Origin of the sequence: Paenibacillus turicensis (assembly GCF_017873435.1) — a bacterium.
Lineage (GTDB): Bacteria > Bacillota > Bacilli > Paenibacillales > Paenibacillaceae > Fontibacillus > Fontibacillus turicensis.
This window is the reverse complement of the sequence record NZ_JAGGKG010000015.1, coordinates 33,946-59,563: the sequence shown is the minus strand read 5'-3', so window position 1 is coordinate 59,563 and position 25,618 is coordinate 33,946. Positions and strand designations below refer to the sequence as shown.

General features: G+C 39.1%; 22 protein-coding genes. 16 read left to right on the top strand and 6 right to left on the bottom strand.

The genetic code is table 11. The features are described 5' to 3' along the window. Positions 1 to 21: 21 nt before the first annotated feature. The gene (locus J2Z32_RS15120; RefSeq protein WP_210090023.1) at positions 22 to 2,013 is read right to left on the bottom strand and encodes a glycosyl hydrolase 53 family protein; all 1,992 of its coding nucleotides are present in this window, start codon (positions 2,011 to 2,013) and stop codon (positions 22 to 24) included. A gap of 786 nt (positions 2,014 to 2,799) precedes the next feature. Between J2Z32_RS15120 and thrC the strand changes: the two genes are divergently transcribed. The 10 genes from thrC to J2Z32_RS15070 all read left to right on the top strand — a co-directional run bounded on the left by thrC (position 2,800) and on the right by J2Z32_RS15070 (position 14,401). Beyond that, positions 2,800 to 4,188, top strand: a complete 1,389-nt coding sequence (thrC, locus tag J2Z32_RS15115) for a threonine synthase (protein ID WP_210090022.1) — start codon at positions 2,800 to 2,802, stop codon at positions 4,186 to 4,188. A gap of 218 nt (positions 4,189 to 4,406) precedes the next feature. Beyond that, positions 4,407 to 5,081: a deoxyribose-phosphate aldolase gene (gene deoC / locus J2Z32_RS15110; RefSeq protein WP_210090021.1), complete on the top strand. Its 675-nt coding sequence runs from the start codon at positions 4,407 to 4,409 to the stop codon at positions 5,079 to 5,081. 439 nt (positions 5,082 to 5,520) lie between these two features. After that, on the top strand, positions 5,521 to 6,399 hold the full coding sequence (locus J2Z32_RS15105) for an ABC transporter ATP-binding protein (RefSeq protein ID WP_210090020.1): 879 nt from the start codon (positions 5,521 to 5,523) through the stop codon (positions 6,397 to 6,399). Then, the gene (locus tag J2Z32_RS15100; protein ID WP_210090019.1) at positions 6,392 to 8,566 is read left to right on the top strand and encodes an ABC transporter permease; all 2,175 of its coding nucleotides are present in this window, start codon (positions 6,392 to 6,394) and stop codon (positions 8,564 to 8,566) included. Before J2Z32_RS15105 ends, J2Z32_RS15100 begins: the two co-directional genes overlap by 8 nt. Further along, on the top strand, positions 8,563 to 9,285 hold the full coding sequence (locus J2Z32_RS15095) for a hypothetical protein (RefSeq protein WP_210090018.1): 723 nt from the start codon (positions 8,563 to 8,565) through the stop codon (positions 9,283 to 9,285). The genes J2Z32_RS15100 and J2Z32_RS15095 overlap by 4 nt, the downstream gene beginning before the upstream one ends. A 61-nt stretch (positions 9,286 to 9,346) precedes the next feature. After that, entirely contained in the window at positions 9,347 to 9,931 is a 585-nt protein-coding gene (locus J2Z32_RS15090; RefSeq protein ID WP_210090017.1) for an RNA polymerase sigma factor, read from the top strand. Next, positions 9,915 to 10,829, top strand: coding sequence for an ABC-2 transporter permease (locus tag J2Z32_RS15085; RefSeq protein WP_210090016.1), 915 nt, complete (start codon positions 9,915 to 9,917; stop codon positions 10,827 to 10,829). The genes J2Z32_RS15090 and J2Z32_RS15085 overlap by 17 nt, the downstream gene beginning before the upstream one ends. Before the next feature lie 14 nt (positions 10,830 to 10,843). Then, positions 10,844 to 11,728 (top strand): ATP-binding cassette domain-containing protein, encoded by an 885-nt coding sequence (locus tag J2Z32_RS15080; RefSeq protein ID WP_210090015.1) that lies wholly within the window; start codon positions 10,844 to 10,846, stop codon positions 11,726 to 11,728. Positions 11,729 to 11,824: 96 nt separating this feature from the next. Beyond that, positions 11,825 to 13,009: an oxalate decarboxylase family bicupin gene (locus J2Z32_RS15075; RefSeq protein WP_210090014.1), complete on the top strand. Its 1,185-nt coding sequence runs from the start codon at positions 11,825 to 11,827 to the stop codon at positions 13,007 to 13,009. A 99-nt stretch (positions 13,010 to 13,108) separates the two neighbouring features. Beyond that, positions 13,109 to 14,401, top strand: coding sequence for a homocysteine synthase (locus J2Z32_RS15070; protein ID WP_210090013.1), 1,293 nt, complete (start codon positions 13,109 to 13,111; stop codon positions 14,399 to 14,401). Positions 14,402 to 14,514: 113 nt separating this feature from the next. Here the strand turns inward: J2Z32_RS15070 and J2Z32_RS15065 are convergent, their stop codons facing one another. Beyond that, on the bottom strand, positions 14,515 to 15,186 hold the full coding sequence (locus J2Z32_RS15065) for an O-methyltransferase (RefSeq protein ID WP_210090012.1): 672 nt from the start codon (positions 15,184 to 15,186) through the stop codon (positions 14,515 to 14,517). A 145-nt stretch (positions 15,187 to 15,331) separates the two neighbouring features. Here J2Z32_RS15065 and J2Z32_RS15060 point away from each other — a divergent pair, with 145 nt between their 5' ends. The 4 genes from J2Z32_RS15060 to J2Z32_RS15045 all read left to right on the top strand — a co-directional run bounded on the left by J2Z32_RS15060 (position 15,332) and on the right by J2Z32_RS15045 (position 19,789). Further along, complete coding sequence (locus tag J2Z32_RS15060) at positions 15,332 to 16,216, top strand: LysR family transcriptional regulator (protein ID WP_210090011.1); 885 nt, start codon at positions 15,332 to 15,334, stop codon at positions 16,214 to 16,216. Positions 16,217 to 16,461: 245 nt separating this feature from the next. After that, a complete protein-coding gene (locus tag J2Z32_RS15055; protein ID WP_245251500.1) occupies positions 16,462 to 18,411 on the top strand; it encodes a heavy metal translocating P-type ATPase in 1,950 nt (649 codons plus the stop codon). A gap of 156 nt (positions 18,412 to 18,567) precedes the next feature. Continuing rightward, positions 18,568 to 19,515, top strand: a complete 948-nt coding sequence (trxB, locus tag J2Z32_RS15050) for a thioredoxin-disulfide reductase (protein WP_210090010.1) — start codon at positions 18,568 to 18,570, stop codon at positions 19,513 to 19,515. Positions 19,516 to 19,561: 46 nt separating this feature from the next. Beyond that, a complete protein-coding gene (locus J2Z32_RS15045; protein ID WP_210090009.1) occupies positions 19,562 to 19,789 on the top strand; it encodes a glutaredoxin family protein in 228 nt (75 codons plus the stop codon). A gap of 112 nt (positions 19,790 to 19,901) precedes the next feature. Here the strand turns inward: J2Z32_RS15045 and J2Z32_RS15040 are convergent, their stop codons facing one another. Next, a complete protein-coding gene (locus tag J2Z32_RS15040) occupies positions 19,902 to 20,075 on the bottom strand; it encodes a hypothetical protein (RefSeq protein WP_210090008.1) in 174 nt (57 codons plus the stop codon). 312 nt (positions 20,076 to 20,387) lie between these two features. On the opposite strand from J2Z32_RS15040, the gene J2Z32_RS15035 reads away from it, so the two are divergent. Further along, on the top strand, positions 20,388 to 21,524 hold the full coding sequence (locus tag J2Z32_RS15035; protein WP_210090007.1) for a transglutaminase domain-containing protein: 1,137 nt from the start codon (positions 20,388 to 20,390) through the stop codon (positions 21,522 to 21,524). A gap of 147 nt (positions 21,525 to 21,671) precedes the next feature. Here J2Z32_RS15035 and catA read toward each other — a convergent pair whose 3' ends face one another. Continuing rightward, complete coding sequence (catA, locus tag J2Z32_RS15030; RefSeq protein WP_210090006.1) at positions 21,672 to 22,325, bottom strand: type A chloramphenicol O-acetyltransferase; 654 nt, start codon at positions 22,323 to 22,325, stop codon at positions 21,672 to 21,674. 80 nt (positions 22,326 to 22,405) lie between these two features. Then, positions 22,406 to 23,341, bottom strand: coding sequence for a helix-turn-helix transcriptional regulator (locus J2Z32_RS15025; RefSeq protein WP_210090005.1), 936 nt, complete (start codon positions 23,339 to 23,341; stop codon positions 22,406 to 22,408). A gap of 209 nt (positions 23,342 to 23,550) precedes the next feature. Here J2Z32_RS15025 and J2Z32_RS15020 point away from each other — a divergent pair, with 209 nt between their 5' ends. Next, a complete protein-coding gene (locus J2Z32_RS15020; protein WP_210090004.1) occupies positions 23,551 to 24,072 on the top strand; it encodes a dihydrofolate reductase family protein in 522 nt (173 codons plus the stop codon). A gap of 327 nt (positions 24,073 to 24,399) precedes the next feature. Here J2Z32_RS15020 and J2Z32_RS15015 read toward each other — a convergent pair whose 3' ends face one another. Then, a complete protein-coding gene (locus J2Z32_RS15015; protein WP_210090003.1) occupies positions 24,400 to 25,530 on the bottom strand; it encodes a virulence factor in 1,131 nt (376 codons plus the stop codon). Positions 25,531 to 25,618: the final 88 nt, after the last annotated feature.

The following is a 25,618-nucleotide window of genomic DNA, read 5'->3' as shown; positions in this document are numbered from 1 at the left end:
TGCTTTCCTCGAAACTTAGCTTTAATTGCTATTAACTCCACGCACATAGGTTAAAGAGAAGTCGTCTAGTGTACCCCAAGCGCCCCCATTTGCCTTAATTGAAGCACCAATGGTTAAAGTTCCATCCTCAATATATATATTATTGATAACAGGGGTATTCCATTGAACCCAACCATTCACACTGGTGGGAGACTCTAGCTTTTGCGTTTTACTTTTAGCGAATAGCCTCATATTGGCGTTGCTAGCATCGCCACCTTGAATGTTCATCGATAACTGATAATAACCGGGCTGTAAGTTCGTGATTGTCTGCTCCACTGTGAAGTCAACCTTTTGTGCGCTATAAAAATGAAGGGAATAGTTCCCCGATTTCGCATCAGAGGCTTTATTTTGATAATCTGTATGTGGAGCTAAGCCTTGACCATACGAGATTTTCCACATGCTACGATCGTTATTCTCAAAGCTGCTGTTTTTCACTAAATTTTGCAACTGGATCGTTAGATTGGCTTGTGCTGTAATTCCACCTGTCACTGTGCCGTTAATGATATAGCTACCTTGCCCTTTTCGGATCGCTTGCTGTAGCGCTTGCTGGTCCCAGCTTACGCCTACGTTTCCCTTGCTACCGTCATTATAGATGGCCGTCACGACACTTGGTAATACAACGGGTTCACCCGCATTTACGGACAATTCAATCGGTTGTACAGCATCTATTTTTAAAGGAGCGACAGCACCTGTATCCACATATTTGAACACATTTAAGGAGGGGAGAGGATGCCCATTAAAATCAAATAACGCTTGATTATCGACAGCACTACCCCCAAACCATTTCCCTGCATCATGAGGATCATATTCCTTAGCATAACTACTTGCCCAACCTGAGCCATATTGCTCCCAAAGCTGCTTATTACGCTGAATATCACTTGCAGGGCCTACGGGTAGCCAAGCAGGTTCCCAATAAAACACACCAATTCCTGCTTGTCCCACCTGAGCGACCGCATCAATCACATTTCGTAAGGAGTTTGCTTGACCTTGTACACTAATAGGATAGTCCAGAGTTTGACCACTGCTGGCAGGGGCTGTGTTTGGATGTCCATCACCGTCTTTGTTCGTATAAACGTATGAGGTTTCGGCAACCATCACTTTTTTGCCATATTGGTTTGCAACTTGTTTTAAAACCGCAGTTAAGTTATTTAAGGTGCCATGCCAAAAAGGATAATAGGAGCTTGCAAACACATCATAATCTACATTGTTAACTTTTAGTGCTTTGGCATAGGAGTCATAACGCCCTGGTGTTTCTGGATTTGTAAAATGTAGTGCAACTAAAATATTGCGATCGATTTCCCTTACAGCTTGACTACCTTTATTAAACAAACGACTAATTTTATCCCACTCTTTTTCCCCAATAAAAGCTTGATTACTTTCATTGCCAATCTGTACCATGCCAATATTTATACCAGCGTTTTTCATTTGTTGTAGACTTGACTTTGTATACGTATATACAGCCTGCTGTTTTTGCTCAAAGCTGAATTGTTTCCATGCTTTTGGCGCTTGCTGCTTAGCAGGGTCTGCCCAAAAATCAGAATAATGAAAATCAACCAGCAGCTTCATTCCATGAGCTGTTGCTCTTTTGCCAATAGCAATGGCTGCGTTAAGATCATTGTTTCCACCACCATAACCTCTTTTATTTGCATCAAAGGGATCATTCCACACACGTACCCGTACATAGTTCACGCCTGCGCCTTTTAACGTCGCAAAAATGTCCTGCTGTTGTCCTGATTCATTATAAAATTTCACGCCACTTTGCTCTAAAGACAAAATGCTGGATATATCTACGCCTTTAATAAAATCTGAACGTAACCCATCAACCTTTTTTACAAAAATGTCAGCAGGAACAGCATTGACCTCATAACCTCGTTCCTCCAGCGCCTTGGCAGTAGAGCCAATATTCAACGGGAATAAAGCGACGATAATTGAAGTAATCAGCAACAGTCTAAATGATTTTGTAATTTTGAACATCCTGTAATTAAAGCCCCTTTCTTAATAAAAATTAGTTTTATTTCAGGCTCAACATAGTAATCAGTGCTTGACAATCTTTGGAGTGGGAGGCTACGAAGCAGAGAGTGGTTTCAACCGCTGTTAAAGTCCCACTTTTTTTAAAACTTGTCTTGAAATGATAAAAGTGTGACTTTAAAGTAGCTTATGCTCTCTAAGTATCTTTCTTACAGAAAGATTGTAACACTATCGCTTTTCCACCATCTCTCTGCTCCTCCGCTTCGTTTGCCTATTGTCAAGCACTGATTTTGAGGTTGAGCCTTAATTAAACAATATATTTTTTATAAAGCGCTTACAATTAAATTGTATAATTAATATAACAGACAACAACATGTCCCTAATAGGACACAATTACAATATTTTGTGTGTTTATCCAACTACCTTCTCAGCTATAATAAAGAAATAAAGTTTTAAACTTGGCTCAAAATAGAAATTAGTACTTGACAATGACTGGAGGCTGATTGCTACGATCCAGAGAGTTCTTGCGGTTGTTGTTAAAATCAATTTCCTATTATTGACGTATATTTATGGGTGGAACTTGATTTTAAGAGACAACCTTCAGAATCTCTCTGTCTCTTCGCTAGTTTGGGTTGGTGTCAAGCAATGATTTCAAGATTGAGCCAAAATTAAGTGTGAAATCAACGAGTAATGATATTTTTTTATGACAAATTTTAATTTTGTGCACACTTTAGTACGTAGAAGTGATAATATAAGAAAAATGAATTCATCGAAGTGAGGTAGGAAACCATTATGAAATTTATAAGCACAAGAGGTAATGTAGCACCAGTTGGTTTTATTGATACGGTTTTAATGGGACTTGCTGATGATGGCGGCTTAATGGTTCCAGAGCAAATTCCTGTTGTTTCTGCGCAAACGTTGTCTTCTTGGCGAGGAATTAGCTATCAGGAGCTATTTTTGAAAATATTTGCTTACTACACAAATGACGAAATTCCTTATGAGGATTTAAAGAAGATGGTGGAGACCAGCTACAGCACGTTCCGTACACCAGAGGTGACACCTCTTCATAAGCTTAATGATACTTCCTATATTCTTGAATTGTTCCATGGACCAACCTTTGCCTTTAAAGATGTGGCATTACAGTTTATAGGTGAATTATATTCGTATATCTCCAAAAAACATGGTGAAATTATTCATATTTTAGGGGCGACATCTGGGGATACTGGAGCGGCAGCGATTGCTGGGGTACGAGGTAAGGAAGGCATTAAAATTTGTATTTTGCACCCACATGAAAAGGTAAGTAAAGTGCAAGAGCTACAAATGACTACTGTAGACGATAGTAACGTTCTAAACTTATCTGTGAAAGGAAACTTTGATGATTGTCAAAAAATCATTAAGGATCTATTCGCTGATCTAGAATTCAAAGGTAAATACCATCTACGTGCGATTAACTCCATTAACTTTGTGCGTATTTTAGCTCAAACCGTTTATTACTTCTATGCTTATTTGCAGCTTAGTGAAGCGGATGCTGGCAAAAAGATTAACGTGACAGTTCCTTCGGGTAACTTTGGTAACATCTTTTCTGGCTTCCTTGCTAAAAAGATGGGACTACCAATTGGCAAGCTAATCATTGCTACGAACGAAAATAATATTTTAGAGCGGTTTGTACGCACTGGTGAATATAAGCCTGGTGATTTTAAAGCTACGCATAGCCCATCGATGGATATTCAGGTGGCAAGTAATTTTGAGCGTTATTTATATTATTTGTTAGATGAGGATGCGGCTCAGGTGAAAGCAGTGATGGATGACTTTAAGCTGAATGGTGAAATTAAAATTAGTGATGAGTTACTAGCACAGGTAGGACTTGATTTTGCAGCGCTAGGGGTAAGCAATGACCAATGTCTTGCGGCGATTGATAAATACAATAAGCAAAGTGGATATTTACTTGACCCACATACTGCTTGTGGGATCGTTGCTACAGACACCTTCCAAGAGGAAGGTGAGCTAGCAATCACATTTGCAACAGCTCATCCTGCGAAATTTAATGAGTCCATCAGCTTGCTTGGCATTGAACAGCAATTCCCAGCACAAATTGCCCAATTGTTTGATAGAGAGCAACATCAGGTCGTTATTGAAAATAGCGAAGCAGCAGTAGTTGAGCAACTGAAAGCTTTTTTCTAGGCGTAAGTCCAGCATACAAAAGAATTTACAAAAAAAGTCGATAAACTAACGAAATTGTGTTATATAATGCCTGATTCTTCTCTTTATACTATAATAGGAGGGGAGTCAGGTTTTATTTTGGTTATACTAGTGAAAGTTGCCATGATAAAGCTGATTTTGTTCAAGCCATAAATATGGCGTAAGGTTTGACAAATAAATGATAAAAGAGGGATCATCCGATGAGTAACCAATCTATTTTAGCTAAAATCGATCATACATTATTAAAGCCTGAGGCAACAAAGGGGGATATTATTAAGCTTTCAGAGGAAGCTAAACAATATAAATTTGCTTCGGTTTGCGTAAATCCATTTTGGGTAAGCACAGCAGCAGAGGTATTAAAGGGTACAGAGGTTAATGTATGTACTGTGATTGGTTTTCCTTTAGGTGCTTCAGCATCTGAAGTGAAAGCATTTGAAGTAAAAAAGGCGATCGAAGATGGCGCAACCGAAGTGGACATGGTATTAAATGTTGGTGCACTTAAAGCTGGTGATTTAGAAGTGGTAACTAACGATATGATTCAGGTTGTAGAAGCAGCAAAAGGTAAAGCATTAGTTAAGGTTATTTTGGAAACTTGCTTACTAACACCAGAAGAAATCGTAACCGCTTGTAAATGTGCGGTAAAAGCAGGCGCAGATTATGTTAAAACCTCTACTGGTTTTTCAACAGGTGGTGCAACAGTAGAAGCAGTGAAATTAATGGCAGAAACTGTAGGCCCTAACATCGGTGTCAAAGCATCTGGTGGTGTACGTTCCTTAGAGGATGCAGAAGCGATGATTGCGAACGGCGCAACTAGACTAGGATCAAGTGCTGGTGTGGCCATTGCAAAAGGTTTGCAAGGACAAGCTGGTTACTAATATTAATCAAAGTAGGAGTTCTCGCCCTTACTATCATGACAAGCTAATATAGTTTTATTAATAAATAATGAAATAATGAAACCTGTACCTGACGAGCTTATTCGTTAAAGTACAGGTTTTTTTGTGTTCTATAAAGGTTTTATCATTTATGGCGTTCCCTTTAAATAAGTGGCTGACAAACAGCCTAAACTAGCGTAGAGACAGAACGATTCTGAAGATCGCCTCTTAAAACCAGATTCCAACAATTAAACACCAATGATAAGGAATCTGGTTTTAACAGCGATCGTAAGAACGCTCTGGAGCGAAGCCTTCCAGCTCTATCCTTGTCAGCCAATATTTAATTTTTAATTTATTTTATAACCTTTTTCTACACCCTTCCGTTACATAAGCAGAAGCAACACCTAGGTGAATTAAAAATAAAAGTTGAAAGAGGAACGTTATGATACAGATTGAAGGATTAAGCAAAAAATATCGTGGTAACAAGTGGGCTCTGCAGGATGTAAATCTTACTTTTAGCGAAGGTATGATTGGTTTGCTGGGGCCAAATGGTGCAGGGAAATCTACATTAATGCGGATTTTAGCTACATTGGCATCTCCAACGACAGGAATCGCTACTATTCAAGGTATTCCATTAACTAAAGCAGATGAAATTCGCAAAATGATTGGATATTTACCTCAGCAATTTCAGGTATATCCGCAAATTACAGGGGAAGATTATTTAGATTACGTTGCGGTAATGAAGGGCATGAAGGATATTAGAGCGCGTAAAGCGGAGGTTGCAAAGCTACTAGAGCAAGTAAACCTTGTAGATAAAGCAAAAAAGAAAGTAAAGACCTACTCAGGTGGGATGAAAAGACGGTTAGGCATCGCCCAGGCGTTGTTAGGCTCTCCAGAGATATTAATTGTAGATGAGCCTACAGCGGGTCTTGATCCAGAGGAGCGCGTTCGCTTTCGTAATTTATTAACTCGCTTTAGTATTGGGCGTGTTGTTCTATTGTCTACCCATATTGTGGCGGACATTGAAAGTAACTGTCGTCAAGCTGCGGTGATCGATAAAGGGCATGTATTATTTTCAGGAGATTTGAAGCAATTACAGAGTTATGGTGAAGGTAAAGTATGGGAAGCAACGGTAAGTCAAGAACAGTTTGCATTGCTTGATCCGATGAATGTCATTTCTACACATAGACAGGATGAGGATATGGTATGCAGAGTCATTGGTACGCCGCCTGTAGGAATGAATGTGAGGTATCTTTCGCCTACATTAGAGGATGGTTATTTATCCTTGCTTCGTGGTCAAGGAGAGAAGAATTATGTATAAATGGAAACGTCAATTTAGTCATGAATTTGCTATGATTTTTCGCAATCCTTTGTTGCTTACTCTACCACTCATCTTTGCGGGATTTTACAGCTATGTGTTATTTAATGCTGATCCAATCGATAATCTATTTCAGATAGCTTATAACTATCATGGTGTGGTAAATACGTTGACCCTTGGTTTAGTCATATTTATGGGAATTGCTACGATAAGACGAGATACGTATCGTCAGTCCTATGATTGGATCGAAGGCTTGCCGATTTCTTTTGCAATGCGAGTGACCGTCAAATATGTTGTGGGCATGTTATACTTCTCCATCTTTACGCTAATTGTAGGCATTGTATATATGATTGCTTCTCAGCGTATAGGCATCGAGCCTTCATTATATATGAAACATGTCAGCTATTTTATGACTCGTTATGAGCTGTCTTATCTTGTGACGTATGCGTTAGCAATACTACTTGCGGTGTGTATTCCGAATCGAGTGATTTATTTAATTGGTTTTTGTACATGGATGTTTGGAACGTTTTTTATGCAAATCTTTATTATTGAACGGACTAATTTCTATTTCTTAAATACGTTTCACCTTAGTCAGTTGTACGTATCAAGCAATTTTGATAACGATTTGTGGAACTATAATTTAATCCCTAATGAAATAAAGGCATCAAATCTGTTTGTTATTGCTTTTGCACTGATGTTGTTAGTGATTGCAATTATGTTACTTGATTTGAAGCGACCAACTCGGCTTAGAAAAATAAATGCTACAGCAAGTATACTTGCCATTGTCATAACGTGTGTATGCTTTATTCCCTATGCTCAGATCTGGGAGGAACGTCAAGATAAAGTGCAACAAATCGTCAATCATCCCAATATAAAAACCTATGCACAATTGTATAGTGACGGGAAAGAGGATTTACCCAAGTTTACATTCGCAATACAGCGTTATGATATTGATGTGGTGAAGGAGCAAGAGGATACATTAAACATGAAGGTACGGCTACAAGTGCCTACGAAGCAGCTTGGGAAGGTAAGTGATTTAAAGCTAACGTTAAACCATGTATTTCAGGTGGATTCCGTCATGATTGAGGGGGAAAAGGTAGACTTTAAACGTGACCTTGATTGGATATCGATTCCAGTTCAGACTTCAAACAAAAATATGATGCAGGTGGAATTAAACTACTCTGGTCAAGTTTATGATTACCCCTATAACGAAAAAAGCCCAGTTAGAACATTTGCCTTTGTAAAAGGTAAAAATGTATTTTTGCCCTACAGTATGGCATGGTATCCGCTAGCAGGACAACACAATCTTTATGCTAAAGAAGAAAACTTAAAATCTTATTTCCTTTTCAGTGGGAAAATTGATTATGTTGCAGACTGGAATATAAGCATGAAGGGCTTTGACAATAAGCTTGTCACAGGCCTGAGTGAAGAACAGGCTATAGCAGGTGAGCAGAAATTTAGCGGTTCTAACCTGCCTTATGTAAGTATGCTTGGTGCTGATTTCATCACCGTAAAGGAGGCAGGCTTGCCTGTAATTATATATACGACACCTTATGCTAAAGGAAGGGCAGAAGCAATCGCAGAATCATGGAAAGCGGGCTATGATTATTTCACTTCATGGCTAGGTCCATTAAAAAATAATATTTCAAAAGCACTAATTATAAATAAACAAAGCTATATAGAGCCCATAAATGAAGGCGATTTAGCTGTCCTTTATCGGGAACAAAATGAAAGCAATTATTTATTAAATCAAATGATATTGGGGTCCAAGCAAGGCTTCTCCTATACAAAAAATCCTAAAAATGATGTAAGGACAAAAATCAGAGGCTTGATCTGGTATGTTTATTCTAGGGAAGTGTATAAATTATCCGATGAAGAAATTCTAAATTATCAGGGTGACTTTCGAATGGTCAATGAGGTTATAGATAATAGCTCAAAAACGGAGCAGGCTGAGTTAGGGTTACGAATGCGGGAGCAGGTTGCCGCTGCGATTGATCAAGGGAAGCTTAATGAGGTTAAAGCATTGCTGAAATATTATTATGAGCAAGGCTTAGAAATTCCGCCTCATTATGAAAATGCGAGCAAAGAGACTGGCGCCGCTATAGCCAAAGATAAGCCTGTCACCTATGCGGCATGGCAAGCTAAATGGAAGCAGGTGATTACGCCATGAGCACCTTAAGCCATCAATTGAGGACTACCCTGCGGATGCAATGGAGGTTAGTCAAGGAGCCTATGTTTTTATGGACAATGGCTTACTTTATTTTCTTACTAGTGACGATTTTTATCGCAGATCCGACGAAACCAAGACTAACCTTTTATTATGCTGAAATGGGGATGTTTCCTCTCATTATTATGGTAATGACCGTGTTGTTAGGCCGTGAATTTGGGGGTGGAGGGATGGAGATGATCGCCACCTACCCGGTTTCATTATGGTGGATCGCCTTCCGAAAATGGCTAGGCACCCTCATCTATATCGCAATAGCTAACATAATATGGATGATCGCCTATATCATGCAATTTGGTAAACTAGAGCCATGGATATATACATGGGGGGAAGGAACTAAGGTAGTTTCAGAAAATGCCTTCTTCGCTTTATTTATCCAAGGGCTACCCGCATACATGCTCATGGCTTCATTGGTCCTATTGGGGACGGTATTATTTCAAAAAATATACGGTGGCTTGCTCTTTGGTTTTTCGTTATGGGCGTTAGATACACTTAGCGGTGGCGGACTCCTTCGCAAGTTTACGTTATATGCTAATTTATTAGAACAGGATACATGGTTCACAACTAATCGAATTACTTTGCTTCTCTTTACTGTCATAGTTTTAGTTACCGCTTTATGGTTGACAGGACTTCGGGAGCGTTGGATTGGTAAGGACGAAGAGTAAATAGGCTAAAGAGTAAATAAGCTAAAGCGTAATAAGTAAAATAATGTAAGAGGGGGATGACATGATTTCAGATGAAATATTGACAGAACGAATGGCTCAAGGTGATCAAGAGGCGTTTGAAATAGTGGTAACTAGATATCATGGCCCTCTATTGAGCTTTTTGACAGGACATCTTCATGATCGCTCCAAAGCAGAGGATTTTGTACAGGAAACGTTCCTGCGTTTAATTCGCCATTTACGTAAGCATGGAGAGCTTGCCCAGCTTCGTCCTTGGTTATATAAGGTGGCGCTTAATCTATGTCGAGATTTTTGGCGCACCTCTTTGTTTCGTAATGAGCAGCTTGCTCCAGAAAATATGCCTGAGAGTATCGATCTTTCTCCAGATGCACAAGCGATGATGGAACAAGAAGTGTTGAATACGCAGTTGGTCTCAATTTTGCAGACATTACCGGATATTCAGCGGCAAATTGTTAGCTTACGATTTTTTCATGAGCTAAAGCTACAGGAAATTGCGGAAATTGAGGAAATGCCACTGAGTCTCGTAAAATCCCATTTATATGGGGCATTAAGGAAACTAAAACGAATTTTAGATTCACAGCAGGAAAATCCAGAAAAGGAGGCACGCCGATATGAAGATATTTTCTGAAGAGGAATGGGATGACGAGGAATTAGAGGCTTTAGAGGAAAGCTTGAGAACACCACTTCGTAATGCTGTAAAATCGTTTCCGACTCAAGAAGAAAGTAGTGCTTTAATTCATAAATTACAAGTTGAGTTTGATATGCTTCGGGCTGACCTTGGCACAGAGGATACACCTCAGTTAGTTTTCAACAATCAGGTTAAACCTCCTTCCATTACACAGTTGCTTTTAAATCAATTTAGACTTAATCGAAAATATTTGCTCTCTGCATGTACGATCATTTTTATGATGTTGATCTTTTTAGTTGATCCCGCAGATCCAGATGCATTTTTTGGTAGCTCAAGGTTAACAAACCTGTTTGCATTCATTATTCCGCTGTTGATCATTTTGTCGATGCTGTTTAGCTTTCGTTCTTGGGATCGCGGGATGTCAGCGTTAGAAAATATTACGCCCTATCCACCTGTATTAGTTATTTATTGCCGAATGCTAATCGTTATTGGATTAATATTAGGCTGGGCAACGGTTTCCTCTGTGATTGCAACGATTCGCGTCTCAGCAATCAATGAGATGGAACTTCCTGTTTGGCCCTTTATATTACAATGGTTAGGGATTTCATTGATAATTGGTGGGATTTCCATGGTTGTCATGTTTTATAAAGGAAGCAAGTATGCACTGGGAGCCTCCTCGGTCATTTATATCATGTGGATATTTGTTACATCACAATCTGATCTCTATGGCTTCCGCCTTACATTATGGCTCGAATCGCTTGGACTAAATATGAGTGAAGATATGTTTGTTAACTATATTTTATTAGGCTTAGGTATTGCTTTAATCGTATTGGCAATATTGAAAAGCTTTTCGTATACAGCGAACAAAAGTTTTCATAAAAATAGTGTTGTAGGCTAAGGGAGAGAAGCTTAGTGCTAAGCGTTAAAAACTTAAAGCAACAAATTGGTGAGATGATTTTAAGTGTGCCTGACCTGCATTTGCAGGCAGGCGTTACCCTTTTAGTGGGCGAAAATGGGGCGGGCAAAACCACTTTCTTGCGGCTATTAGCTACGGTGGATTCACTTCAACAGGGGGAAATATCTTATCATGGTCGCCCTTTACAAGCTGATCTGCCGCTAATCCGTAGTCAAATCGGTTATGTTCCTTCTGAAATTCAAATGTATGAGGAAATGACCGCGGATAGATGGTTAATGTATTTTGCTGAGTTAAAGGGAATTACCGATAAGAAATGGATAAAAACGCTGCTGACCAAATTTCACTTGCTAGAATACGAAAATGTGAAAATCAGGCATATGTCCGAGGGTGTGAAGCGAAGATTAGTTATCGCCCAAGCATTTTTAGCATCTCCAGCCTTTCTTTTTTTGGATGAGCCTTTGAATGGAATGGATTTAAATGAACGCAAATGGGTCATCTCCTTGCTAAGCCAACTCAATCCGAATGTCATTATATTGGTGGCTGTTCATGAACTAAATGAATGGGAAGGTGTGGCAAACCATATCGTTTGGTTGGAAAATGGAAGGATTGGTTTTAAGGGAACAGCAAGCCGTTGGCTAAATGAAGCACCGATGAAGGTGTTTGAAGGTATATTGACGATGGAAGAATGGGAAAAGTTGTCTCCAAGTGAGTTAATATTTTTTAGACAAGAGGAAGGTGGCATGTTCGTCAGGGTGGTTGCGGACAACAAACCGTTTACTTCATTGGTAGAAGTGCCTCCGATGATTGAGGATATATTTTTTATGCAGAAGCATCGAAAGCGTAAGATGCAAGCAAGTAAGATGAACCGTAGTGGTGAATAGGCATGCCTTCGTATATTTCATTTGTGTATCACATATACATCTTGCAGTAATTCATTTCCTAAACGAAATTGTGAGGTGAATGTATTGGATGACCAGATGAGAAGACCGTGTCCACCTAAATCAATTCCACAGCCAATTCGTAGTGATGGTGCAGGAGGGATTGATCGAGGTCCACGAGATATTATGAGGGATTTACAAAATCCAGATATGCTTGTGCCGCCTGTGACGGATGCAGGGTTAATTCCTAACCTGCGGTTTTCGTTTTCGGATACACATATGCAACTGAATCATGGTGGATGGTCGCGAGAAATTACAGTACGAGATCTTCCGATCGCCACAACATTAGCTGGGGTAAATATGAGCTTAACCCCTGGAGGAGTAAGAGAACTGCATTGGCATCAGCAGGCGGAATGGTCTTATATGCTGCTTGGACATGCAAGAATTACAGCCGTAGACCAAAATGGACGAAATTTTATAGCCGATGTTGGACCGGGGGACTTATGGTATTTTCCACCCGGTATACCGCATTCTATTCAAGGGTTAGAAGATGGTTGTGAATTTTTGCTTGTGTTTGATGATGGTAATTTCTCAGACTTGAACACCTTATCGATCTCAGACTGGTTTGCCCACACACCTAAGGACGTGTTGTCAGCAAATTTTGGCGTACCCATCGATGCATTTCAATGTATTCCAAATGAACAAGTATACATTTATCAGTCTGACGTACCTGGCTCCATTGAGTCACAAAAGGTGGAGTCACCGTATGGCACTGTTCCTTTAAGCTTCAAGCATCAGCTGTTGGCACAGCCACCGATTAAAACATCTGGGGGAAGTGTGCGGATTGTAGACTCTAGAAATTTCCCCATTTCCAAAAACATTGCAGCAGCACTAGTAGAAATCGAACCTGGCGCGATGCGCGAGCTGCATTGGCATCCTAACAATGATGAATGGCAATATTATCTCACTGGTCAAGGACGTATGACGGTATTTGCGGGAAATGGGGTTGCAAGGACATTTGATTATCGTGCTGGAGATGTAGGTTATGTTCCGTTTGCCTATGGTCATTATATTCAAAATACAGGTACAACCTCATTATGGTTCCTCGAAATGTTTAAAAGTGATATTTTTGAAGATGTATCGCTTAATCAATGGATGGCGCTTACACCTAAGCAATTAGTTGAAACCAATTTAAACGTGGGTCCTGAGCTAATGGATGCTTTAAAGAAAGAAAAGTTCCCTGTCGTTAAATATCCACCGTACACCTATTATCCTAAAAAATAAAACAAATAAATCTCATATAAATTATCGGAATTACTCTTCACAAAAGTCCTTTTCTATGAGAGAATGTAAAAAAATCAAAATAGAGGAGGCGTTATCGTAATGTCTAATGAACGTAAATTATCTTTTGAAACGTTAGCAGTTCATGCAGGTCAAGAAATCGATCCAACTACTTTGTCTCGTGCAGTTCCTTTGTATCAGACTACTTCCTATGGGTTTCGGGATACGGAACATGCAGGGAATTTGTTTGGTCTACAGGAGTTTGGGAACATTTATACTCGTATCACGAATCCAACTAATGATGTGTTTGAAAAACGGATTACTGCACTTGAGGGTGGAGTAGGCGCTTTAGCGACTGCTTCTGGGCAAGCTGCGATTACGTTCTCTATTTTGAATATTGCGGGTGCTGGTGACGAAATCGTTTCTTCAGCAACATTATACGGTGGAACATATAACTTATTTGCAAATACGTTATCAAAGCTAGGCATCAATGTGAAATTTGTAGATTCCTCTAACCCTGAAAATTTCCGAGCAGCGATTACGCCTCAAACGAAAGCATTATATGCAGAAACGATTGGTAATCCTAAAGGGGATGTTCTTGACATTGAAGCAGTTGCAGCAATTGCTCATGAGCATGGGATTCCACTCATTGTAGATAATACCTTCCCAAGTCCATACTTGCTTCGTCCAATTGAGTTTGGTGCGGATATTGTTGTACATTCTGCGACCAAGTTTATTGGTGGACATGGAACGTCAATTGGTGGCGTCATTGTGGATGGTGGTAAATTTGACTGGACAGCAAATGACAAATTCCCTGGGTTAACTCAGCCAGATCCAAGCTACAATGGTATCGTTTATTCAGACGCAGTTGGTCCGCTTGCCTATATTATTAAGGCACGTGTGCAGCTGCAACGTGATATTGGTGCAGCATTATCTCCGTTTAATGCATGGCTGTTGATCCAAGGCTTAGAGACATTACATTTGCGTGTAGAGCGTCACAGTGAAAATGCGTTAAAAGTGGCGAAGTATTTAGAGCAACATCCAGACGTAGCGTGGGTGAGCTATCCAGGTCTATCTAGCCATGAGTCTTATGCACTTGCTCAAAAATATTTACCAAAAGGGCAAGGTGCAATTTTAACGTTTGGCATTAAAGGTGGCGTCGATGCAGGACGCAAGGTCATTGAAAATGTGAAGCTGTTTTCTCACCTGGCTAACGTAGGTGACTCCAAGTCACTAATCATTCATCCTGCTAGTACAACACATCGACAGCTTTCTGAGGATGAGCAATTAGCTGCAGGTGTAAATCCTGAATTGATTCGTTTATCTATCGGAACAGAGTCCATTGACGATATTTTGTATGACTTAGAGCAAGCGATTGCGGCGAGTCAGCAATAATAATGTAATCTTCTTATACAATTTTTCTGATTAAAAATAAACAAGAAGGACGCTTTCTCTGTTTAGAACAGTTGTTCAGACAGCTAAGAGAGAGCCCTTCTTTTTTTGTGTAATTAATGGGTTACTACACCCATTACAAATCCATCGTATCCCTTTTGGCCAACAGTTTGAATCCCGGTAGCTGTAATTCTTTTCTCCTGCGCTAATAGATCGTAAAATTGCCTTACCCCTTGCACACGTGGATCTTCGCTTTCGGAATTAATTACTTCCCCGTCACGAATAACGTTATCCCCAATAATTAATGTCCCCGGATGGGAAAATTGAAGCGCCCAATTTAAATATTGTGGATTATTTGGTTTGTCTGCATCAATAAAAATCAAGTCAAACGTCTCTACGTTCTCTTTCTTCATCTGGGCTAATTGATCTAAGGCATTGCCTACTCGGATTTCTACAGAGCAAGGTAAGTTTGCAAGATCTATATTTGCCTGAGCTACCTTGGCATGTAACGGGTCTATTTCTAAAGTCACTATTTTTCCGCTTGGTGATAATGCTCTGCCCATCCAAATTGTACTGTAGCCACCTAAGGTTCCAATCTCTAAAATACGAGTTGCCCCTTTTAGCTGTACTAAAAGATTTAATAGCTTTCCTTGGGCGGGGCTTACATCATATGCAGGTAGCTTGTTTTGATTATTGGCAAGTAGAACTTGTTCTAGTAGAGGATCATGAGGAATTAACTTCTCTGCAATATACTGATCAACTTTCTCCCATAACTTTTTCTGACTCATTTAAAACCACCTCAATTTTATTATTTTTGTTTTATTGTTGTTCTAAATTGATTGTAAATTAAAATTAAATATAAATATAATATATATAAATGAAGTAATTATATAAAAAATATATAAAATGAAATCTAAGGAGGGGATATAAAATATGAACTTACATGCTTTGCGTTTATTTCATACCGTTGCAGCTACGGGGAGTGTGACTGTGGCTTCGGAGCAGTTAAAAATTAGCCAACCTTCTGTCACTGCTCAGATTAAAAATCTAGAACGAGAATTAGGCTTTCCTTTACTTAAACCGCAAGGCAGGGGGGTGGTTGTTACGGATATAGGAAAAGAAATAGACCTGTATGCCAAGCGGATTTTTATGATTGAACGTCAGATCGAGCAATTAGCACAAGATTATAGTCAGGGTACTGTCGGTAGCTTAAGGATTGCTGCAACATATTTACCTTCTCATTTCCTCATCCCAGCTTGGTTAGCACAATTTAAGCAACAATACGAGCAAATTGACATTAGTGTAACAACAACAAATTCAAGTGGTGCATTAAAAAAATTGTTAGATGTAGAAGTAGATATTGCGATTTATGGAGGATTAACAGAAGAATATCCTGACTCCGTTTTAAAGGAAAACTTGTTTGAAGATGAGTTATGGTTTGTTGTTGCACCTCAACATCGTTATGCGAATCAACAGGTTTCGTTATCAGATATAGTAAAAGAACCTTTTGTAATGCGTGAAGAAGGAAGCTCAACAAGGGAAAGACTATTTTCTTTGTGTCGTACGTTTAATACACCGGCACCGATGATTAATTTGCAATTTAATGGATTACATGAAGTCATTACAGCTGTTGTTGCTGGTTATGGTGCTAATTTTGTCTCCTCGTTAGTTGTTCGTGATTATGTAGAACGTGGGCTTTTAGCAAGAGTATTTGTAGAAGGAGTTCATATGAAAAATATAATTGCGATATGTACTCGTAATAATGAGGAGCTTCCAAGCACTGTCTCTAACTTTATAGAAGTCATTCGCAACGTCTAATTTTATTATTCTTGTTTACAACCCCCGCCAAAAGGTTTAAAATGAAACTAAAGTTGTAAAGAGTAAACAAAATTGTATAAATACAAAAATGATTATCGTTCTCAATTAGAATGAAAAATTAAAATTTCATAATGATAGCTACAATACCATGCTGCTCCGGCCTTCCCGGAGCAGCATGTGCTATTTTTAGGGAGATAACAATGGTATTCATTCTCAATTAGAGCAACTTCATGAGGGGAGAGATTATGATGCAAGCCATTCATAAAAATAATACTGTAATACAAAAATCGATTGGGGGTCAGCCACCTGGCAAAGGCCCGATGAAATGGTTAGGGGAAGCGATTCGTCATCCAGAATTTATGATGGCTATGTTAAGTGGTGTTTTTATTTTAGCCGCTTGGAGCCTGTCTTATTGGTCGCAATGGTTGTCTATTACGATGTATGTTGTCGCCTATGTAATTGGTGGATTTATCAAAACAAAAGAGGGACTAATCCATCTATGGGAAGAACGTGATATTGACGTTAACTTGCTCATGATCTTCGCAGCAATGGGCGCAGCCACGATTGGTTATTGGAATGAAGGGGCAGCACTGATCTTTATTTTTGCGTTAAGTGGGGCGTTAGAATCGATAGCAAGCGAACGTAGTCATAAAGATATTTCAGCATTGGTGTCCATGCGTCCTGAGCTAGCTTGGAAAATGACAGAGAGTGGACTCAGTCAGGTATCTGTACAAGATTTACTCATTGGCGATATAGTTGTTATTAAGCCTGGTGAAGTGATCCCTGTAGATGGTAAGGTACAAACAGGTCGTTCTTCCGTTAATCAGGCGGCAATTACTGGTGAATCGGTTCCGTTAGACAAAGAAACTGGCGATGAGGTGTACGCGGGTTCGCTTAATGGAGAAGGTGCATTGTACGTAATAGTAACTAGTCTTGCTTCTGATACCTTGTTTTCGAAGATTATTACATTGGTAGAGCAAGCTGAACAACAGGTTCCCGTTTCTCAAAGATGGATTAAACGTCTCGAAGGTATGTATGCAAAAGCAGTAATTGTAGTAACAGTGTTACTAATTCTCATTCCGCCATTATGGATGGCGTGGTCTTGGCAAGCTGCTTTTTATAAAGCGATGGTATTTATGGTGGTCGCATCACCTTGCGCTATTGTGTCTTCTGTCATGCCTGCCATTTTATCTGCGATGTCGAGAAGTGCTCGTAACGGTGTGTTGTTTAAAAGTGGAGCATGCATGGACTTACTTAGCGAAATAAATGTGGTTGCTTTCGATAAGACAGGAACTCTGACAAAGGGAGCGCCAATTGTAACAGAGTTTTACACTGAATCAGGATATGACAAGATAGAGGTGATCAAGGCTTGTGCATCTGCTGAAAGCTTGTCTGAGCATCCGTTAGCCCGTGCGATTGTTTCCTATGCTGTGGAGCAAGGCGTTAAGCTTCAAGAAAATGAAGAAATTGAACAACTTACGGCTCTTGCAGGTCAAGGTGTAGAGGCACGTATTGCAGGCAATGTGTGGCGAATTACTAAGGCAAATGAAAAAGATGTGGAGATGCCTGAACAGATGTGTCAAAATATACGTCATTTGTCGCAAGCGGGGAATACCATCTCTGTGATTCAATGTGATGGTGAGTATGTTGGTTTATTTGCGATGCAGGATACATTACGCCCTCAAGCTAAAGCGACGATTACAAAGCTACATGATATGGGGATTACCACCGTCATGTTAACTGGGGATCGTGAACTTACTGCTGCGGCAATTGCCAGAGAAGCGGGTATTGATCATGTGTATGCAGATTTATTACCAGAAGATAAGGTTAAATATGTATCACAGCTTAGAGAGAGCTGTGGGGGCGTAATTATGGTTGGGGATGGCGTGAATGATGCACCTGCACTCGCAACGGCCACTGTAGGGATTGCGATGGGAGCCGCAGGTAGCGGAGCAGCGCTGGATGTCGCAGATGTGGTATTAATGAATGATTCACTAGAGCATATGGTGCATACACTTACACTTGCAAGACGGACCAAAAAAATTATTAAGCAAAATTTAACCTTTGCCGCAATGGTGATCTCTTTATTAGTGGCAAGTAATTTTATACAAGGTTTACCGTTGCCGCTTGGTGTTGTTGGACATGAGGGCAGTACAATTTTAGTCATTTTAAACGGGTTACGTCTACTGCGATAGGGGACTTCATCATAACTTCATGTAATATTCACTGAACCCTACCAGTAGAAGAATTGACACTCTAGTGCTTATTTAACATAATTATAAATAAGGATGCCGCACATCTTGAACGAAAAAATAAACCACTAAGAACACTCTTTGAAGGAGGATTTATATATGTATAAATCAATTATTGTTGGAACAGGGCCAGCGGGTTTAACCGCTGCAATTTACCTTGCACGTGCTAATTTGAGCCCACTTGTAATTGAAGGACCACAGCCAGGTGGACAGTTAACAACTACAACTGAAGTTGAGAACTTCCCAGGTTTTCCGGATGGCATTATGGGACCAGAATTGATGGACAATATGCGTAAGCAGGCGGAACGCTTTGGTGCAGAGTTCCGTACGGGCTGGGTGAATAGCATTGATGCAAGCAACCGTCCATTTAAATTACAAGTTGAAGGTCTTGGAGAGCTTGTGACAGATACACTTATTATTTCAACCGGTGCTTCTGCAAAATACCTCGGTATTCCAGGGGAGCAAGACAATATAGGTCGTGGCGTAAGCACATGTGCGACTTGTGACGGATTTTTCTTCCGCGGTAAAGAAATTATCGTTATTGGCGGTGGGGATTCCGCTTTGGAGGAAGCTGGCTTCTTAACGAAGTTTGCATCCAAAGTGACTTTGGTTCACCGTCGTGAGGAATTACGTGGTTCCAAAATTATGCAAGATCGTGTACGCAACAATGAGAAGGTAGAGATGGCATTAGATCGTACGCCACTTGAAGTACTTACTGGTGAAAATGGGGTTACAGGTCTGAAAGTACGTAATAATGCAACAAATGAAGAAGAAATCATTACAGCAAGTGGTGTGTTTGTAGCGATTGGCCACCATCCGAACACAGGATTTGTCAAAGGCTTAGTAGATACAGATGAAAATGGTTATATCGTAGTGAAGCCAGGCACAAGTGAAACAAATATCCCAGGTATTTTTGCTTGTGGAGATGTTCAAGATAACCGCTATCGTCAAGCGATTACTGCGGCGGGTAGTGGATGTATGGCTGCGCTGGATTGTGAGAAATATATTGAGAGCATGGAGCATGATCCACAGCAGGTTTCTGTTTAAAATAACGACTAATTTTTAATCCATATATAGAAATGAGGGAATTTAAATGGAAAATGTAATTGTTTATACAAGTACAAACTGTCCTCACTGTCGTCAGGTAAAATCATTTTTGAACGATAAAGGCGTACAATTTGAAGAACGCAATATTGAGCAAAACGAGGACTATGCACAACAGGTATGGGATATGGGTCTTCGTGCTGTGCCTGTTACTGTCATTGGCGATAAAAGAATTGTAGGGATGAACAAATTGCAATTCGATAAGGCATTATCTTAAGAAGCTGCATTAGTGAGATGTTAATCATACTTTAATAACAAATAAGGTTGCCTTTCATCCGAAAAAGATGGCGATGGCAACCTTTGTTTTATATTCATGTATCATTTTTTGTCTATTCAAAAAGATGTTTTGCTACCTGCATCAAAGCAAAGCTGGCAATTGCACTTCCGATGAGTCGGAAGCCTGACTTTTTACGACCTTGATATAATCGCAGAATCCCTAAGCTAACTAGTGGAGCGATAATAAATACAGGCACCATTACAGCAATATATAATCCAATACTCATAAGCCATCTTCACTCCTATCGGCGAAACGAAAAAAAGATATGATTTAAATCACAATTTTATTTATTTTTTATTATACATAAATGTTATCCTTTTAATGGCGTTTTCACAAAAAATTCACTGAACAAAATTATGACAATTAATGATTTTCATATTGAGTACATCAAAAAAAGTAAATATTTGCATGAATTCATCACATTATCTACTCGACAAAACTAGAAGACTTCTGCATAAAAAGCTGTGTTACAATTGAAATAGATTGGTGGACAACCATGTAACTTGTTTAAAGTAAATTGTGGACAAGAGGTGAGCATATGGCTAAAAAAGGACATCAGCGATGGGTTGCGATAAGTATTGCTAGTACAATATTATTTGGTACGATTCCTCCTGGCTGGGGAATTCCAGAGGTACACGCAGCTTCGGAGTCTGTTCCTACCTTTACTTCATTTAAACAAATTCAAAATCAGTTGGCACAAGATTTGCTGGAACGTAAACCAGCCATGAGCTTCCGCTATAAGGGATCCACGGCTAATCTGGAAAGTCAACTTAAGCAGTCTATTGCTATCGCGCTTGAGCGTGATCCATATACAAAATATATTGTTGATCGTTATGTTTTTTCGTGGAAAGGGAGAACTTCTTCAACTAAAGTTACAGTAAAGTTTGTATATCGTGAAACTAAAGCACAAACTGCATATGTAAATTCAAAAGTAAAAAAAATTGTGCAGCATATTATTAAGAAAAATATGACGGACCATGAAAAAATCAAGGTTATTCATGATTATGTGGTTCAAAATTTAAAGTATGACCATGGACTTAAAAATTTTACTGCTTATGAGGGTCTTAAAATTGGAGAGGTAGTCTGTCAAGGCTACACACTATTAGCTTATAAAATGTTGGAGGAAGCTGGCTTTACGAGTAAAATCGTAGAGGGTACAGCGAAGGGTCAACTCCATGCTTGGAACTTAGTGAAGCTAGACGGAAAATGGTACCACATGGACACGACTTGGGATGATCCAGGGGATGATACGTTATTTAAAGGTGGCGTAAAATATACTTATTATTTAAAAACAGATCAACAATTAGCAGTAGATCATACATGGAATCGCAAAAATTACCCTGCTGCGAATAGTAATTATCGTGATGTACTGTTAGGTTTAGTGGATACTAATGCAGGAAAAAAAGGCGAGCGTTATGAGGAGATTTCAGAGGATTTAGGTTTACATTTGTATGCTAAAGACGCAGTTGTTCTTAGTAGCGAGGATTTAGTCTCTAAAATAGCTATGCAAATAAAAAAAGGGCGTAAGCATGGACTTATTCGCTATTCAGGTACTGAAGATCAATTAATTACTGAATTAGCAAGCTTGTATTCATTGAAGATCGGTAAAATCAGCTACTTGATAGAGAAGCTTGAGGATACTGATGATTGGAAGGTTGAAATCCGTTGGGAGTAGTGGCAGCAGACGCGAGGTAACAAGATACAAGATAACAATATAACTGATAACTGGACAACAATATTACAAGAGTAATAAGGGAGAGACATGGAATTAATCCATATCCCCTTGTTACTCTTTTTATTTAGATAAAAGCTAGATTAAACGCTATAACCAACGACTTGGTGTTATTGCCAGTTCACGTAGCAATTCTACAAACTTCCCAACGTGCCAGCCATCACAAGCAGCATGATGACATTGGATTGCAAGTGGCATAAGTGTTTTTCCATTTTCCTGAATATATTTCCCGATTGTAAAAATCGGAAAAAGGTAGTTTTTATTTGGCGAAACATTAAGATTAAAGGCTGTAAAGTCTACCCATGGAAGACTAGAAATATTAAAAACGTTAGCTGGGATAGAACTCTGGGGGAATAAAATACGATCGCAATTAGCATATTGGGTAGTTTCTTTTAAAAACAACTCATAAAATTGCCCAAAGTTTACATCGTATTTTGTCCATAGAGCAGAAAATGTGTTTGTGCTGGAATTTAAAATTGTATACATGGGATTTACTTGTTCCCAATAACCTACATTGCCCTGATCATTAATATCCATTCTGAACTCTGGAAGCTGATTAACAACCTTAGATAACATGTAGATTTGAGCGGGATAGCTTTTATATCCCTTCTCTTTGAGAAGAGGGAGTAAGCTGGTAATATCAATTTGAACAGTGACACTGAAAGTACAGTTCACGTTATTGGTGTAATGGTTATAATGCTCTTTTCTTGCCCAGTGTTCCATATCAATTTCAATAAATTTCATTATATTATCCTCCCGAATTTATTATTTTAAATTGGGAGGTACTTCACGTGTCTTTACCATGTATAGTTCACTCCTTAACTTTATTTTGTGTATATTCCCATAATTTCATTTGCTTTTTCCATCATGTGGTCAATGAGCTGTTGAGGCTCTACAACTTTAGCATGGAGTCCTAAACGATATAATATCGGAGTAATAAAGGATAACTCGCCCTCATCTATTATTGTATCAATGTAACCATTACCATCTTTATTAATATGAATAAATTTTTCGAAATAAGAGATGCTTTTACATTGACGTACGCCTTCTGCCGTTAAAATTAGATGAAGTTGTATTGGCTTTTTAATATCATAAGTATGAAACCATTCCTCTAAAGTAATAAATTGTGACTCTGTCTCTTCAGTGTCTTCAATGGATAAGATGCGATCAACCCGATATAGCAGTAACTTATCCTTATCCAAATCATGTGCAGGTAAGTACCACAAGCCATCATGAGCGTAAACGCCAATGGGATGAATATATTTATCTCTGGCTCCTACTTTTGAAGCATATTTCATTCGCAGATTTTTTCCTGATATACATATTTCTACAATTTCCTTTAATAAGGGTGTATCTATCATTCTAGGTGGATTCCAAAAGGTTAAATGATGACGCAACCGTTCGACTTTATTTTTTGCACCAGGATGAAGGGAAGATAACAGCTTATTAGAGACAGAACTAACCTCTGCGGAGAAGGGTAAGCTATAGTAATGTTGCAAAGATTGAAACGCAAAAAAGATAGCAACAGCCTCATCTTCCGTAAATAGAATGGGGGCTAGTAACGTATTTGTGATGACAGTATATCCGCCATGTCGTCCTTGTTCTCCATAAACGGGCAAGCCCATATCAGCTAAATCCAAAATATATCGATGCACAGTACGTGTGGAAATGTTGAACTCATCTGCAATTTCTTGTGCAGTAAACTTTTTTTTAGCACTAATAAAAATAAGAATATCGAGCAGGCGTGTAGATTTAGACATTTCCTCACCTTTTTTAGGTCTATTTAGCGGTCAAGTACTAATTTCAAGATTAAGTCGTTTTTAAAAGTAATTATTTTTATTTATTAATCTAGTGCAATATCATGACAACAATTGTCATGTTTAACTGTTAGTATGACCTTACTTGATGAAAATATCAAGTGTGAGGATGAAGCAATAAACCTATAGTAATAGAAGAGGAGATGATTGGATTGGCACGAGAGGTAATTTTGTATATTGCAGCTAGCTTAGACGGATATATCGCCAAAAAAGATGACAATTTAGATTGGCTATTAGATACACATACAGAGGGAGATAATGGCTATAATGCAATGTATGAAAGCATTGATACGGTCATTATGGGCAGAAAAACCTATGATTATGTAGTAGAGCATAGCGAACAATTTCCGTACCCTGATAAACAATGTTACGTGTATTCAAATACGAAGTCAGGAAGGGATGAGTATGTTGAATTTGTAAAGGGAGATATTTTTCCTTTGATGAACCACTTAAAGGCACAAGAGGGAAAGAAAATTTGGCTCGTAGGTGGGGGAGAATTAATCATCGACTTTATTCAAAATGATTTGATAGATGAGTACCAGCTCTTTATTACACCACACTTGCTGGGGGAAGGAATCCCATTGTTTAAATCTGGCTTTTCAGAAAAGCAGTTAAACTTAATAAATGTTAAACAAAATGGGCAGTTTGTGGAGTTAGTCTATAGAAATATTTAATGAAAAATCATTACTTGACAACAACTGGAGGTGAAAGCTATGATCCAGAGCGTTCTTGCGATTGTGTTAAAATCATATTCCTTTTAATTGAATTAAATGTAATGATGGAATTTGATTTTAAGAGACATTCTTCAGAATCGCTCTGTCTCTTCGCTAGTTGGGGTTAGTTGTCAAGCACTGATTTCAAGATTAAGTCAAAGTATTCTCTAGAAATATTCTATAGTGGTAACTATGGCATAGGGAATGGAATTGAATTAGGGGAGCTATTTGCTTGATGCAAACAGCTTCCCTAATTTTATTATATCTATTAAAAGTATAAATTTACTTTTATCTTTCGCGATTCGCCATTTGCTGCCAAACTGTGCCTACGGCTTCTTCTCCTGCTTCAATTCGTTCTAGTGCCATGCGAGCCTGTAGGCTAACCTCAAATTCGGTATCATCAATTGCAGCACGTAACGCAGGCACACAACTTTCGTCTCCAACATCAAATAGGAAACGAGCAGCTCTCCAACGAACAAGCTTGCTTTTGTCCTGTAAGGCCTCAATCATTGGCTCTGTTGCAATTGGATCTCCAAGATCAGACAAAGTATCTCCTGCGGTACGTCTGATGACAGGTGATGAATCCTTTAATGCTTCACATAATAATGATATTGCTTCAGAAGAACCGATATCACCCAGGTACACAACCGCAAGTCTACGAATTTGTAGCTTTGGATCATGAATAACCTTTAAGATTAATGGCATCATTGCTTCACTTGGTTCAAGTGCATCAAGTGCGGCATAACGTTGCTGCCATTCCTCATGAGAAAGCAATTGTTCAATCTCAGCCAAAGTATAGCTTTTACGTTGCTCTACAAATTCAGCCTCACTACGACCATGGGCAATGGCCTGCTTCACAATCGTCTGCAAGCGCTCCTCGGGAAAAGAAGCCTCAAGTTCCTGCTCAACTTCTCGTGCAATCTCAGGAAGCTCCCCATAACGGACCCCGTAATCAGTCAGCTTACGCTCTTTAATTAACGTGGCACTTGCGACTTCAGTAACTGCATTTACGAAGCGTGCCGCTAAGGAAATACGTTCCTCCTTTTGGCCTGCTTTAACACGAATTTGCATCGGAATACCACGGAAAAATTGGACAAGCACCTGCGCTTCTCCAAATGCAAACTCATTTTGATCCTCAGGATTCCAGCTTGAATCAATCTCCTGTTGTTGAAACTGTTGCTGTATTTGAGCTAAAATCGCACCCCAATCTGCACCTCCCCTACGGTCAATAGCGATGAAGTCAGCGGTATGAAACACACTACGTACCCCATCAATGTTTAAAATTTGGGCAATCCATGGTGGGGCTGAACGGATATTTTCTATTGTATATGTTTTCCGAATACCGGAATCTAGAACTTCATCTAATTGTAGCTTCATGGAATTTGGGCTTGGTGTTGGTTCAATTAATAAAATTTTCATATAACGTTCACAACTCCTTTCATTAACATTGTACATGTTCATTGCATTTAATAAAAGTTGCTGTGTTATTTCTGTTTATGTCTGCATT